This is a genomic window from bacterium (assembly GCA_030648955.1).
Taxonomy (GTDB): domain Bacteria; phylum Patescibacteriota; class Minisyncoccia; order Phycocordibacterales; family JAUSHB01; genus JAUSHB01.
Map to the genome: position 1 here is coordinate 147,455 of JAUSHB010000013.1, position 14,139 is coordinate 161,593.

The 14,139-nt window shown below is 41.8% G+C and carries 18 protein-coding genes; 16 read left to right on the plus strand and 2 right to left on the minus strand.

Annotation, left to right across the window (positions count from 1 at the left end):
* The first annotated feature begins 39 nt into the window (after positions 1 to 39).
* The 4 genes from Q7S11_03835 (at position 40) to Q7S11_03850 (ending at position 3,092) form a co-directional block, all read left to right on the plus strand.
* Complete coding sequence (locus tag Q7S11_03835) at positions 40 to 894, plus strand: MBL fold metallo-hydrolase (protein MDO8572867.1); 855 nt, start codon at positions 40 to 42, stop codon at positions 892 to 894.
* 150 nt (positions 895 to 1,044) lie between these two features.
* On the plus strand, positions 1,045 to 1,473 hold the full coding sequence (locus Q7S11_03840; GenBank protein MDO8572868.1) for a hypothetical protein: 429 nt from the start codon (positions 1,045 to 1,047) through the stop codon (positions 1,471 to 1,473).
* A gap of 85 nt (positions 1,474 to 1,558) precedes the next feature.
* Complete coding sequence (locus Q7S11_03845; GenBank protein ID MDO8572869.1) at positions 1,559 to 2,281, plus strand: hypothetical protein; 723 nt, start codon at positions 1,559 to 1,561, stop codon at positions 2,279 to 2,281.
* Positions 2,282 to 2,447: 166 nt separating this feature from the next.
* Positions 2,448 to 3,092: a hypothetical protein gene (locus Q7S11_03850; protein MDO8572870.1), complete on the plus strand. Its 645-nt coding sequence runs from the start codon at positions 2,448 to 2,450 to the stop codon at positions 3,090 to 3,092.
* Between the two features lie 95 nt (positions 3,093 to 3,187).
* Here Q7S11_03850 and Q7S11_03855 read toward each other — a convergent pair whose 3' ends face one another.
* Entirely contained in the window at positions 3,188 to 3,391 is a 204-nt protein-coding gene (locus Q7S11_03855) for a L28 family ribosomal protein (GenBank protein MDO8572871.1), read from the minus strand.
* Positions 3,392 to 3,535: 144 nt separating this feature from the next.
* On the opposite strand from Q7S11_03855, the gene Q7S11_03860 reads away from it, so the two are divergent.
* From Q7S11_03860 to Q7S11_03885, 6 genes are all read left to right on the plus strand, one after another.
* Entirely contained in the window at positions 3,536 to 4,150 is a 615-nt protein-coding gene (locus Q7S11_03860; GenBank protein MDO8572872.1) for a site-2 protease family protein, read from the plus strand.
* Between the two features lie 192 nt (positions 4,151 to 4,342).
* Entirely contained in the window at positions 4,343 to 4,765 is a 423-nt protein-coding gene (gene rpsL, locus Q7S11_03865) for a 30S ribosomal protein S12 (protein MDO8572873.1), read from the plus strand.
* A 21-nt stretch (positions 4,766 to 4,786) separates the two neighbouring features.
* Entirely contained in the window at positions 4,787 to 5,257 is a 471-nt protein-coding gene (gene rpsG / locus Q7S11_03870) for a 30S ribosomal protein S7 (protein ID MDO8572874.1), read from the plus strand.
* Between the two features lie 49 nt (positions 5,258 to 5,306).
* On the plus strand, positions 5,307 to 5,651 hold the full coding sequence (locus Q7S11_03875) for a four helix bundle protein (protein ID MDO8572875.1): 345 nt from the start codon (positions 5,307 to 5,309) through the stop codon (positions 5,649 to 5,651).
* A gap of 65 nt (positions 5,652 to 5,716) precedes the next feature.
* Positions 5,717 to 7,867, plus strand: coding sequence for an elongation factor G (gene fusA / locus Q7S11_03880; GenBank protein ID MDO8572876.1), 2,151 nt, complete (start codon positions 5,717 to 5,719; stop codon positions 7,865 to 7,867).
* Between the two features lie 87 nt (positions 7,868 to 7,954).
* Positions 7,955 to 8,629, plus strand: a complete 675-nt coding sequence (locus Q7S11_03885) for an ion channel (protein ID MDO8572877.1) — start codon at positions 7,955 to 7,957, stop codon at positions 8,627 to 8,629.
* A 74-nt stretch (positions 8,630 to 8,703) separates the two neighbouring features.
* Here the strand turns inward: Q7S11_03885 and Q7S11_03890 are convergent, their stop codons facing one another.
* Complete coding sequence (locus Q7S11_03890) at positions 8,704 to 9,279, minus strand: prepilin-type N-terminal cleavage/methylation domain-containing protein (GenBank protein ID MDO8572878.1); 576 nt, start codon at positions 9,277 to 9,279, stop codon at positions 8,704 to 8,706.
* Between the two features lie 384 nt (positions 9,280 to 9,663).
* Here Q7S11_03890 and tuf point away from each other — a divergent pair, with 384 nt between their 5' ends.
* The 6 genes from tuf to rplB all read left to right on the plus strand — a co-directional run bounded on the left by tuf (position 9,664) and on the right by rplB (position 14,101).
* Positions 9,664 to 10,860, plus strand: coding sequence for an elongation factor Tu (gene tuf, locus Q7S11_03895; protein MDO8572879.1), 1,197 nt, complete (start codon positions 9,664 to 9,666; stop codon positions 10,858 to 10,860).
* A gap of 48 nt (positions 10,861 to 10,908) precedes the next feature.
* The gene (rpsJ, locus tag Q7S11_03900; GenBank protein ID MDO8572880.1) at positions 10,909 to 11,268 is read left to right on the plus strand and encodes a 30S ribosomal protein S10; all 360 of its coding nucleotides are present in this window, start codon (positions 10,909 to 10,911) and stop codon (positions 11,266 to 11,268) included.
* Between the two features lie 84 nt (positions 11,269 to 11,352).
* Positions 11,353 to 11,979 (plus strand): 50S ribosomal protein L3, encoded by a 627-nt coding sequence (gene rplC / locus Q7S11_03905; GenBank protein ID MDO8572881.1) that lies wholly within the window; start codon positions 11,353 to 11,355, stop codon positions 11,977 to 11,979.
* Positions 11,980 to 12,061: 82 nt separating this feature from the next.
* Positions 12,062 to 12,742: a 50S ribosomal protein L4 gene (gene rplD / locus Q7S11_03910; protein MDO8572882.1), complete on the plus strand. Its 681-nt coding sequence runs from the start codon at positions 12,062 to 12,064 to the stop codon at positions 12,740 to 12,742.
* A 9-nt stretch (positions 12,743 to 12,751) separates the two neighbouring features.
* Positions 12,752 to 13,192 (plus strand): 50S ribosomal protein L23, encoded by a 441-nt coding sequence (rplW, locus tag Q7S11_03915; protein MDO8572883.1) that lies wholly within the window; start codon positions 12,752 to 12,754, stop codon positions 13,190 to 13,192.
* A gap of 78 nt (positions 13,193 to 13,270) precedes the next feature.
* Positions 13,271 to 14,101, plus strand: coding sequence for a 50S ribosomal protein L2 (gene rplB, locus Q7S11_03920; GenBank protein MDO8572884.1), 831 nt, complete (start codon positions 13,271 to 13,273; stop codon positions 14,099 to 14,101).
* Positions 14,102 to 14,139 lie beyond the last annotated feature (38 nt).

Below are 14,139 nucleotides of genomic sequence, written 5' to 3' on the forward strand. Positions count from 1 at the left end.
TAATTATGCCCCGATGTTATCGGGGTTATCTCTAATGGGATGGAGAATATAAAGAAACATACGGCACTCTATTTTATGGGAGTTCTTTTTGCGGCAAATTTTTTTATTTGGTACGCAGTTTCCGCGGAGGAGCACGGCATTCTTACGGTTGCGTTTCTTGATGTGGGGCAAGGCGACGCGATTTTTATTGAGTCGCCGACAGGGAAACAAATAATTCTTGATGGAGGACCTGATGGAAGCGTGCTCTCGCATATTGGCGCACTCTTGCCGTTTTATGACCGCTCTATCGATATGCTCATCGTTTCAAATCCCGACAAGGATCATTTTGCCGGGTTTATTGATGTTCTTAAAAATTATCAGGTTGGAAAAATTATGGAACCGGGGACTATTCCTGATACGGAAATCTATAAAATATTTAAAGAATTTGTTCGAGAAGAGGGATCCACGAGTATTCTTGCGCGGCGCGGAATGGTGATTGACCTCGGCGGCGGGGCGTATCTTCAAATTTTGTTTCCCGACAGGGATGTTTCAGGGCTTTCCACAAATGACGGTTCAATCATTGCAAAACTTGTATATGGGAACACCTCGTTTCTTCTTCCCGGAGACACAACCCAGAATATTGAAAAATATCTTGTTCGTTTAGACGGCAGTAACCTTGATGTTGACGTGCTTAAATTGGCACACCACGGGTCAAAAACTTCTTCATCGGAACCGCTCTTAGCCGTCACAACACCGAAGTATGCTGTCATTTCAGCCGGAGTAAAAAATCGCTATGGCCATCCGCACAAAGAAGTGCTTGACCGACTTCTAAAATACAACATCCCCGCACTCGGTACCTACAAAGACGGAACGATTATTTTTGAAAGTGATGGAGAGCGATTGTGGAGGGAGTAAAAACGTAATTATTATACATTTCAAGTCATGACTTGGGATGTATAATAAAAAGTTCTGGCGATACGGGGTGGGGAAAGAAAGTTGTGGTGAGTGTTGGGAGTGGTAGAATAAAAGCAAGTTAAGGGATTAAAATTTAAAATTGTAACTATCATGGCTCAATCTCCTAAAGATGGTACACGTTTAGCGAAGCGCAGTTTTATTGTTCTTGGAATTGTTTATATTGTTTTTGCTATTTCAGATTTAGTTCCTAGTTTTGCTATCGTTTCTTTATTAACACTTCCTCTCAAAATGGCTTTTGTGGGTGCGATTTCGTTTTCTTCAAGCCCAATGGTTTCTTATGTAGTCTTATTAGCTGGAATTGTTTTACTCGTAGCCGGGTACCTTCTTGCGAAGCGAAATATAATAGGTGCTTATTTGGGGTGGGTTTTTATCTTAATGGGGGCAATAGCAATCTTTAGTAAAGGTATGTTCATAAATGTAATACCACTAGTGATTCTTACTTATCTTATCTATGTAAACTATAGGGCACACAAGACATTGCGATCTGAACAAAATAGCATACCAATTGCAAGTACTTAAGATTAATCGGACCTTTGTGTGGTTCCGATGTTATTGCGTCACCACATTTTCATCACCAGATTGATTTGGGGTATGATAATAATATATGGAAGAAATCGGAAATCAAAAAAAAATTCAATCCATACTAAACCTTAAGCATGAATGGGAAAAATCACGGCTTGGCTTTTTAAACACATTCACAAGGTATTTAGTATCTTATTTCGTGTCACTCATTTTCTTGGTGACTGGTGTCTTCCTTTTCATATCAAATGTTTCTATACAAGGGAAACTGTTGTTTCTTGGATTTACTATTTTGATTTTTCTGTCGTCTTATTTGATCCACAGGCAAATGTTCAATTCAATAAAAGAAGATCGCATTAAACGAACACTTTTTATGCTCCTGTTAGGTAATGTTTTTGGGTTCTTATTTAATCTCATTTATTTTGTTGTGGTGTTAGGAAATGGCTACGGCCTTCATTTGAGTTTAGGTGGAATCGGGGATCTTATGTTGAGAAAATCAGACGGTCTCAACATGGTTGAAGGAATGTATTCATTGGTATTTTCATTTATTCTTATTGTATTAATGATGATATCTATAAGTTATGGTTTGTCTTTAAGGGACAGATTTTCACAAGAAAAAAATAAACTCATGACAATGGTATCGTATGCAGTTGCGGTTACTGCTGGTTTTTTCACCTTTCTCTTTGTTCTTTTGCTGGTTGCGTATCCAAAGTTATATAACCTTTTTATTTATTTAACGGTCGGCTCAATGTTTTTTATATATGCCGAAAATCTTTTTACGAAAAAATTGTTTTACGGTCGGCTATAACCCGTGTACTTGTGAGATTTAAAAAACCGAGGATAGTCGTCGGTTATAAGGTGTGGGGATAAGAAGGTTGCGGGGTGATGAGGGGGGGGGTAATATGAAGGTAAGTTAGAAAACGGTTGTTTGTGTCGAGAAGTGTACGTAGATATTAACTAACAATTTATTTCGTATGAATCTGCTTCAATCGCTTTTTGTTTTCTTCAAAAAACCGCGTCAAATTGTCAAAGAACTTTCCACGCAGAATGTTCCGGAATGGTACATAATTCTCATTTTTTTAACCCCCTTTTTTCTTTTTAGAATCGGAGAATTAGTTACAAATAAAATAACTTTTGGAAAATCCAATTTTGATGTATTTTTACACTCAAAGTCTGTCATTTTTGACATTAAATTCCTACTGTTGGGTGTTTTTATTTTTTATGTACTAGGATATAGTTTATTTTATTTTGGAAAGATGCTAAGTGGGGCCGCTACGTTTAAACAGGTAAGAATTGCATTTTTATATTCGTACTTTTTTGGTGCAGTATTTTTATTGATTACTCTTATAGAAGGAATCAATTTATTTTGGGTCTACTTCCCTATAGTTCCTGCGGCAATCATTTTCAGTCAATTCTTCTATTTGTTTATATCATCAATGGCGGAAATTGAAAGATTCTCTGTTCCAAAAACTGCACTGGTTTCTATATTTTTTGTTATATTCACCGTACTTCTTTTTTCAGTTTTGTACTTGCAGTATCATTTATATAAGGAAAACTTGTACGAAAAGAGAAAGTTAGAGAACATAAAAATTTACAATGAAATAGGGTATCCAAAATAGCGGAAATCTAAAGAACTAAGAAGTTATCTCATATAAGACTCTTGCATGTAACTAGAATTTAAAAAAACCGAGGACAATTCCTCGGTTTTTTTAAGTTAGATTTTCATCGTGAGGTGTTTTCCCGCCTTCATGCATCGGGTACAGATCTTCATGCGTGTGCCGTTTGAAAGCGCTGCCCACTGGAGATTGGGGTATTTACGTGAATTTCCCGTAGGGTTGAATTTAGTAGCACGAACGCGGTTGCTGTATTTTCCCGCAACCAACGTTCCCTTCGCGCAAATTGGACATACTTTCGCCATAATTGTGGTACGATAGTATCATAGCAAAAAAGATTATGCAACCCCATACGAAATGAATGAAATTGAAAATGCAAATCTCAAAATGCAAAATTAATGTATTCGCCAAAGGCGAATACAAAAACTTTTAACTTTAATTTAGTACAGATGCCAGTTGACACGCTATTTTTAATCGCCATTCTTGTGATTTCGGTGATCATTCACGAAATTTCGCACGGCTATGTCGCGGAGCTTCTTGGCGACCCCACGGCACGACTTGCGGGGCGTCTCACTCTCAATCCCGTTCCGCACATTGACCTATTTGGCTCAATTCTTCTCCCTGCACTTTTAGTGTTGAGCGGTTCACCGATTCTTTTTGGCTGGGCAAAGCCGGTGCCGGTCAATTTCTACAATCTCAAAAATCAAACATGGGGACCGGCGCTTGTGGGCGCCGCGGGCGCACTTTCTAATCTCTTTCTTGCGATTATCTTTGGGCTCCTTATTCGTTTTTCGGGAGAACTTGGAATTTCTTCAGGACCATTCCTTCAAATGTCGGGAACGATCGTACTCCTAAATGTCCTTTTGGCGGTTTTTAATCTCTTGCCTATCCCGCCCCTCGATGGTTCAAAAGTACTTTTTGCGTTTTTGCCCCACCACTTAAGGTTTATTGAAGAATTTCTTACGAGATATTGGATTATCTTTATTATAATCATCTTTCTTTACGGTTGGCGGATTATCGGTCCCATTGTTGATTTTATCGTGAGAATTATCATTGGGGGGTAGGAGAGTGAGTTAAAAGTAGAAAGTTTATAAAGTTCTTAAAGGAGGAGCGAATTATAAGGAAAAATTTAAAAATCCGCTTCCTAATGTCTTACGTTCCATGCTCTACGATTTATGTTCTACGTGTCCGGGGAGTTGCATTTTTTGGCGCCTAGAGTATAGTATGTCCTATCGCCTTGAGGCGATATTTTAAATATGCCAACCATAAATCAACTTGTAAAACAAAGACGCACAAAGCCCATAAGAAGGTCTAAAGCAGTCGCACTTCTCCGCAGTTTTAATACACTCAAAAACAAACCGGTTTTTCGACCAGCTCCTTTTAAGCGTGGTGTGTGTACAAAAGTGACCACAACAACTCCCAAAAAGCCGAACTCAGCGCTTCGAAAGATCGCGAGGGTTCGTCTTACGAACGGAATGGAGGTCACTGCATATATTCCAGGGGAGGGACACACACTCCAGGAACACTCTGTGGTGGTGGTGCGTGGCGGTCGCGTAAAAGACCTTACGGGAGTTCGTTATACCGTTGTCCGCGGTGTACTTGATGCAACTGGTGTTGACAAGCGAAGAAAGGGACGAAGTCAGTATGGAACAAAGCGACCAAAAGAAAAGAAACAATAAAAAGCTTTCGAAGATTAATTTATGCGAAGAAAAATAAAAAACCGCCATAGTGCACAACCAGATTTTACTTATTCATCTCAAAAAGTAGGTAAGCTTATTAACTATGTGATGAAAGAGGGAAAGAAGAATGCCGCTCAAAAGATCGTGTACGGCGCCCTTGATTACATAAAGGAAAAAATGAAGACAGAAAATCCGCTTGAAGTTCTTGATACCGCTCTTAATAATGTCGGACCTGTGATGGAAATTCGTTCTCGCCGAGTTGGCGGTGCTAATTATCAGGTTCCCCGCGAAGTGCGCCCTGATCGCAAAAGTACACTCGCCATGCGCTGGATCCTCGAAGCGGCTCACGGCAAAAAGGGTGCTCCGATGCACGTGAAACTTGCTGATGAGCTTATTGCAGCAAGTAAGAACGAAGGGGAAGCGATCAAAAAACGCGAGAATACCCACAGAATGGCAGAAGCGAATAAGGCATTTGCCCATTTTGCATGGTAGATAGTAAGTTTATAAAGTAGAAAGTTCATAAAGTTTATAAAGTAAGCGCATGAGAATAGATCAATTTGAAGACATTATTGCTTGGCAAAAAGCAAAGTGCCTTACCGAAGAGACTTACGAACACATGAGAGGAGTGAGGGATTTAGGGTTTAAAGACCAGATCCAGAGAGCGGCGGTTTCTGTGATGAATAACATTGCAGAGGGATTTGAAAGAAGATCAAATAAAGAATTCAAAAACTTCTTATTTATCGCAAAAGGATCGTGCGGAGAAGTGCGTTCAATGTTATACATTGCAGACTCATTGAAATATATCGACAAAAAGCAAATCGATTTAATGTCTGCGCTTTCTGTCGAAATCTCCAAAATGCTCTCAGGATTGATAAAAACTCTCTAAACTTTATGGATTGTATTAACTTTAAAAACTTTATGAACTTTATTAACCTTAAAAACTGACTTGGCATGGAACGAGACTACCCGTTAGAAAAAATACGAAATATTGGCATCATCGCTCACATTGACGCTGGGAAAACCACCACAACCGAGAGGGTTTTGTATTACACAGGACGATCGCACAAGATCGGCGAAGTGCATGAGGGCGATACAGTTATGGACTGGATGGAACAGGAGCGTGAGCGTGGAATCACGATTACTTCTGCGGCAACCACCTGTTTTTGGACGCCAACCTACTTGGACTCGAAAGATGAGAGCAAAAAATATCGTTTTAATGTTATTGATACGCCTGGGCACATCGACTTCACAATTGAAGTGAAGCGCAGTTTGCGCGTGCTCGATGGCGCAGTGGTGGTGTTTGACGGTGTTGCCGGCGTTGAACCGCAATCAGAAACAAACTGGCGCTATGCTGATGAAGGAAAAGTGCCACGTATCTGTTTTATCAACAAGCTTGACCGCACAGGCGGTTCTTTTGAGAAATCGTTTGCAAGTATTTTAGACCGTCTCACCAAAAACGCGGTGCGCATGCAAATCCCGATCGGCGAAGAAGAAAAACACGAAGGAGTTGTGGATCTTCTCAAAATGAAAGCGTATTACTTTGAAGGAGAAATGGGTATGACGGTACGAGAAGCTGAGATTCCGGAACATCTCAAGGCAAACGCGAAAAAATTCCATAACGAACTTATTGAAAAGATCGTTGAGCAGGATGAGCCACTCATGGAAGATTTTCTTGCCGGCAAAGAGATTCCTGTCGCGGAACTTAAAAAAGTTTTACGCAAAGCAACCATTGCAAATGACATTGTTCCTGTTTTTACCGGTTCGGCGCTCAAAAATAAAGGTGTTCAGCTCGTGCTCGATGGTGTTGTCGACTATCTCCCGAGCCCACTTGATATTCCTAAACCAAAAGGTATTGACCCGGTAAGTGGAGATGAAATTACTCGCGAAGTATCCGATACCGAGTCGCTTTCAGCGCTTGCGTTCAAACTTCAAAGCGATCCGTTTGTGGGACAGCTCACTTTTTTCCGTGTCTACTCGGGAACACTTGAGTCAGGCTCATATTTATATAATTCAACAAAAGGAAAAACTGAACGTATCGGGCGGATCTTGAGAATGCATGCAAACCAGCGTGAGGAAGTGAAAAAGGTTTTTGCGGGTGAAATTGCCGCGGCAGTCGGACTTAAGGATACAATGACATCAGACACGCTCTGCGACGAAAATAATCCGATCATTCTTGAAAGGATTAAAGTTCCAGAACCAGTGGTGTCGCTTCGTATTGAACCGAAAACAAAAGCAGACCAGGAAAAAATGGGCATGGCGCTCTCACGTCTCGCTGCTGAAGACCCGACATTTCGCATTACCACCGACCCGGAGACGCTTGAAACGGTCATTTGGGGTATGGGAGAGCTTCACTTGGAAATTATCGTTGATCGTATGAAGCGCGAATTTACCGTGGAAGCAAATGTGGGCAAACCGCAAGTGGCATATCGCGAGACCATTACGAAAGAGGCGGAGGCGGAAGCAAAACATATCAAACAATCAGGAGGTCGCGGACAATATGGACACGTCAAAATTCGCATCAAACCGCTTGATATGTCGGGTTGGGCTGAAGAGAAAAAACAACCGAAGAATGTCAAACGCGAGCAAGGATTTGAGTTCATCAATAACATCAAGGTAGGGGTGGTGCCGCAAGAATTCATTCCGCCTATTGAAAAAGGCATCAAAGAAGGAATGGAGCGTGGCATACTCGCCGGATATAGGATGGTTGATATTTCAGCCGAGCTTTTTGATGGTTCTTACCACGATGTTGACTCATCCGAAATTGCATTTAAAATCGCGGGTTCGCAAGCACTTCAAGATGCGGCCCGGCGCGCAGGTCCGGTCATTCTTGAACCAGTGATGAAAGTCGAGGTGGTAACACCGGAGAAATTCATGGGTGATGTTACCGGCAATCTCTCTTCCAAGCGCGGACAGATCGAAGGGATGGAAGAGCGCGGTATGAATAAGGCGATCAAAGCAAAAGTTCCGCTCTCGGAAATGTTCGGCTATATCACGACCCTCCGCTCGATGACCGAAGGCCGCGCAAGCTTCACGATGGAATTTGATCACTATGAGATTGTGCCTACAAATGTGGCGACGGGGATTATCGAGGCGAGGAAGTAATCCTTTTTCGAAATTTAAATTTGAACTAAAAACAGTGGCTATACAGCCACTGTTTTTAGTTTGGGGGTTTGATACAATAAATATCAAATGTTCACTATGGATATTCCCAATAAAAACACCCGAGCCCTTGCTCTGAAAGCAAAACTTGATGTTCCTATGGCGATTCTTGCAATCATCTGGGTTGTGGTTATTGTGGCGAGCTTGATTCTCGAAGAAAATAACTCCATAAAAAATTCTCTCGATGGACTTGATTGGATCATTTGGTTTGTTTTTCTTGTCGAATATTTTACACTTGTTTTTCTTGCCGAAGAGAAAATATATTATATTCGCCGCAATATTCTCGATCTCATTATTGTTTTTTTGCCGGCGCTTCGTATTTTGCGTATCGCAAGAGCGCTAGAAATATTCAAAAGCGCAACGGTTTTTTCTGAAACCTTTCGAGAACTATCGCTATTTTTACATCATAAAAAGATTTACAATCTTTTATTCCTGGCATTTTTTGTCACCACTACGGGGGGAGTATTAATTCACCTCGTAGAAGCTCCATCAAACCCAATTTTCGAACGATATGCCCATTCTTTTTGGTGGGCGATGGCCACCATGTTTACATTCGGCCATAGCGGTATTTCCCCAGTGAGTTCTGCCGGTCAAACAATTGGCGTAATTTTAGCGCTTTTTGGTGCGGGTTTTGCCCTTTATTTCGCATTCGCCCTGGTTTCTTGGATTGCCAAGAGAAATAATTCAAGAAATTTACAGGGATAATTCTGTAATAATGAATTTAATTATCCAAAGCGAGGCTTTGGAAGTAACTCCGTAGAGAAAAAATGGACCACTTTTTATTGCCAAGAACCAGGGTCACCAATCGCAGTGCAATCATTAATAGTTGATGCAGAGGTATTTCGAAGTGTTGGATCAGAGCACGGAATGAGTCTAGGATATAATATGTGACATTCACCAGGAGATCCAAGAGGGTCGGCTGGATATGTGCCAGCAGGGCACTCTGTTTTGTTAGGGTCTAAGTCAATCGAGAGGTATACATATTGACCGCAACTACTACTGCCGGGATTATGAAATGTCCAATATTCATAGTCATGTTTGGACGGTTCGGGGTCCTGAACGGTCCCTGTTAAGTATCCTTTTTCATAAAGTGGAAGGAGCCATTCGGGGTCAGTGGATCCATCGTTTTGCGTTGATCCCATCCACGAGTGACATGGAAAATGTCCGTAATCTTTATAATAAAGGAAGAGGGCGGTGGTAATTTGTTCCACATCACTCAGCCGTTTTATGTCATAAGCTTTGTTCCGAAATCCACTGAAAATACCCACAACCACACCAGAAATAAGTCCCATTATTACAATAACGACAAGCATCTCTAAAATAGTAAATCCTCTATCTTTCTTGGATATAATCATTATCGCGCTTTTAATTCTTACTCTTTTGGTTTTTGTGTAACTAGATTACAATATTTATTACATAATCATAACATACCAAATAACTTAGCATGTTGCATTATTCGCCCAAACACCCAATCATTTCTACAAAGGTCTCCCCTTTCGTAGGACACCTCCTATAATGTAGTGTTATTTTACGTCATTTATTGTGGGGAGTTGACTATATTTTGTGTTTTGTTATGATGATGGTTACCGCATTTTTGCGCTATTTTTTGTTTGTGGAAATTAATAAAATAGTTAAAAAGTCGATAAAATTATTAGCAATTTATATAATTACATTTAGCGGAGAGAGTTCAGTTATCCGTTCTCGCGGGTTGAACCCTCAACACTAGGTACATAAATACTATGGCAGAAGCATTTGATCGGTCGAAGCCGCACGTTAACGTAGGCACTATCGGCCACGTTGACCACGGCAAGACCACACTAACCGCCGCGATTCTCAATGTTTTGAATCTCGCGGGCAATAAAGTAAAGCTCAAGTCTGTTGACCAGATCGACTCGGCTCCTGAAGAAAAAGCGCGCGGTATCACCATCGCTCTTTCGCACAACGAGTATGAGACCGCCACACGCCACTATGCTCACATCGATGCTCCAGGACACGCTGACTACATCAAGAACATGATTACCGGTGCTGCTCAAATGGACGGTGCTATCTTGGTTGTTGCCGCGACTGACGGCGTAATGCCCCAGACTCGTGAGCACATCCTTCTTGCAAAACAAGTTGGAGTTCCTAAAATCATTGTTTTCCTTAACAAAGTTGATATGGTTCCTGATCCGGAACTCATCGATCTTGTTGAAGAAGAAGTTCGCGAGTTGCTTACCAAATATGACTACGACGGGAAAAATGCACCAATTATCCGCGGATCAGGACTTAAGGGTCTTGAGGCAAAGAAAGTTGATGATGAATGGGCAAAGAAAATTCTTGAGCTTACTAAAGCGCTTGATGAGTACATTCCTGTTCCTGAACGTGATGTCAAAAAGCCATTCTTGATGCCTGTCGAAGACGTGTTCTCTATTGAAGGACGCGGAACCGTGGTTACCGGTCGAGTGGAACGAGGTACTATCAAAGTAGGTGATGAAGTTGAAATTGTTGGTCTTAAGGATACCGTAAAGACAACTATCACTGGCATTGAAATGTTCAACAAATCGCTCAACGAAGCTATAGCTGGCGACAATGCAGGTATCCTTCTCCGTGGTACCAAGAAAGAAGATGTTACGCGCGGACAAGTTATTGCAAAGTCAGGTTCGGTAACTCCTCACACAGAATTTGAAGCAAAGATTTATGTCTTGAGCAAAGATGAAGGGGGTCGCCACACGCCGTTTTTCACGGGATATAAACCGCAATTCTACATTCGAACAACCGATGTTACAGGAGACGTCACCCTTCCTGCGGGAACTGAAATGGTTATGCCAGGAGACACACCTCCTTCGTTGACCGTAAAATTAGTTGCTCCTGTCGCGCTTGAAGCGGATCAGCGATTTGCAATTCGTGAAGGAGGCAAGACTGTTGGTGCTGGAGTGGTAACCAAAGTTATTAAGTAATCACGGAACACGATACACGCAAATCATAAGCACCTGATACTTACCCGTATGCCAACAAAAGCGAAAAAACAAAAAACACCAAAAGCGAAAGAAGAGAATCTAATTCAAAAACTTCGTATCCGTGTCAGTGCTTACGAACACAAGATTCTCGATAATTCGGTGAAACAAATTATTGATACCGCACTTCGGTATGATGCAAAAATCTTGGGACCAGTTCCGCTTCCCACTTCGATTAAGAAGTACACCGTCAACAGATCAGCATTCATTTATAAAAACGCGCGAGAACAGTTCGAAATCAGAATCCACAAACGACTCATTGATATTTTAAATCCGACCGCAAAAGTGATTGAGGCACTCACCAACATGAGTCTTCCATCTGGGGTCAACATTGACGTAAAAATGATGTAGGAATAGCCACTAGGCTTTAGGCACTAGGCGCTAGGTTGTTTTTAACTAGAGCCTACTTTGCCTAATACCTAATTCTCTAATACCATGAAATTTATCCTTGGAACAAAACAGAATATGATTCAATTTTTCACTGAAAAGGGGAAAAGTATCCCAGCGACGATTCTTTCTGTGCCTCCTGCGGTAGTTACTGCTCTTAAAACCAAGGATAAAGATGGATACGATGCTATTCAAATTGGCATTCCGTCAAAAGAAAAAAGAATTTCAAAGGCTGAAAAAGGGCACTTGAAGGATCTTGGTAATTTTAAACCTACGAGAGAGTTTAGGACTTTGAGGGGAAGTCTTACCGATTTCAAGCGGGGTGACACTATTGATGTTTCGACATTTAAGGAAGGGGACGAAGTCACAATAAGTGGAATCAGCAAAGGAAAGGGATTTCAGGGTGTTGTGAAACGACACGGATTTTCAGGAGGTCCAAGATCGCATGGTCAAAAGCATTCCGAGCGTGAAGCGGGTAGTATTGGCGGTGGTGGACGAGCCGGAGGACGTGTTGCAAAAGGAATGCGCATGGCAGGTCGTATGGGAGGAGATCGCGTGAGCGTCAAAGGACTCAAGGTGCTTTTGGTCGACATTAACCAAAATGCCTTATTGGTATCAGGTGCAGTGCCGGGGAAGAGAGGAACGTTGTTAGAGATAGTTTGGGAAGCTTCATAAGCTTCAGCAGCTTCCAGAGCTTCAAAAGCTTTCGAAGCTAACGAAGCTAACGAAGCTCAGGAAGCTATAGAAGCTAAATTTTATGACAGAAGCAAAAGTTTACAACACTGAAGGCAAAGAAGTCGGAACATACAAACTTCCGGAAAGCGTCTTTGCGTTGCCGTGGAATGGTGACCTTGTTCACCAGGTGGTGGTTGCCATGGAAGGGAATGCTCGAACACCTGTTGCTCACACGAAAGGACGAGGAGAGGTGCGTGGCGGTGGCAAGAAGCCATGGCGCCAGAAGGGTACGGGTCGCGCTCGACATGGATCGAGTCGATCTCCTATTTGGAAAGGGGGTGGGGTTACTCACGGACCGCTCAAGGATAAAAGCTATGAGCGCAAAGTTAACAAGAAAATGAGGATAAAAGCTCTGTATACGGTGTTGTCACGAAAGGCAAAAGACGGCGAGATCATCCTTCTCGACGCTCTTTCGTTCAATACCCCAAAAACAAAACAGGCAAAAGAAGTGATCGCATCACTTTCTGGAATCAAGGGGTTTAGAGCGATTCAGAAGAAAAATAATGCGGCATATTTTGCTATCCCCAAAAAAGATGAAAATCTTACAAAAAGTTTTAGAAATTTCAACAATATAGAATTGGACGAAGCGCGAAATCTTAATCCAATGAATTCGCTCAAGAGTAAATTCATCGTCATTGTAAATCCAAAAGAAAGCATTAAGTTCTTGGAAGAGCGCCTCAAAAAAGCTGTTGCACGATCATAAAAAACCATCATGGCTATTTTTAATACATCAAAAAAGAAAAAAAATACTGTCTCAACAAAGGTGATCCAAGGAAGGGAGAAAAAGAGCGTGAAAACAAATTCAGTTGTTGTACCTGTCGGTCTGCCTCCTCGCCAACATGAAGTCAAGGAAGGGATGAATGTCCAAGTAACAGAGGAGGGTTTTTCGTCTGTGTTGCTTCGACCACGCATAACCGAAAAATCTTCTATGCTCGCGGAAAAAAATACCTACGTATTCGAGATCCATCCGAAAGCTAACAAAAAAGAAGTTGCCACGGCAGTAACAAACATATATAAGGTGACTCCAACAAGGGTTCACATTATCAATCTTCCTGCCAAGAAAGTATTTTCAAGAGGGAAAAAGGGAGTGCAAAGCGCAATCAAAAAGGCTATTGTGTACCTCAAGCATGGAGACAAGATTGAGTTCGTGTAGAACAATAATTTACAATTATCAATAAACCAATTTTCAAGCACTAAAATCATTGAGTATTGAGATTTAAAAAATAATTATATGAAGACCTATAGACCAACAACCCCATCACAGCGTCACACAATCACGGTTCCTTACCGTGGCGTGATTACTACGTCAACTCCTCTCAAAAAACTCACCAAGGGCAGAAAACGGCATGTGGGAAGAAATAATGCAGGGCGTATCACGGTGAGGCACAAGGGTGGAGGTCACAAGCGGCTGTATCGAGATATTGATTTTATGTATAACAAATTCGATATTCCGGCAAAGATACAAACAATCGAATATGATCCGAATCGCGGAGCATTTATTGCACTTTCGACCTATGCTGATGGAGAAAAGAGATATGTTATTGCGCCCAAGGGTTTTCGTCCGGGAAATACTTTTATCGTGTCAGAGAAAGCACCGCTTTCTGCGGGAAATCGAATGCCGCTCAAAAATATTCCTGTTGGAGCATTTGTATATAACATTGAAATCCATCCCAAGGGGGGAGCAAAGTTAGCGCGTGGAGCGGGAAACTTTGCGGAAATTGTGGCGCACGATGGAGGATTTACTGATCTTAAAATGCCATCAGGAGAAATCAGGAGAATCATAGAAACAGCATGGGCGTGCATGGGTGAAGTTTCAAACGAAGAACGCAAGTTGCGCAATATTGGCAAAGCCGGTCGTTCACGATGGCTCGGTATTCGCCCAACCGTTCGTGGAACTGCAATGAACCCTGTTGATCATCCACACGGCGGCGGTGAAGGCCGTCAAGGTCGTGGCACCAAGCGTCCTAAAACAATGTGGGGCAAGATCACCGGCGGTAGAAAGACAAGGACTCCAAAAAAATATTCAAATGCACTGATCGTTTCAAGAAGGAAAAAGAAGTAAAAAGCGTAAAAATAGAAACTTAACCCCCCGCCATCTTA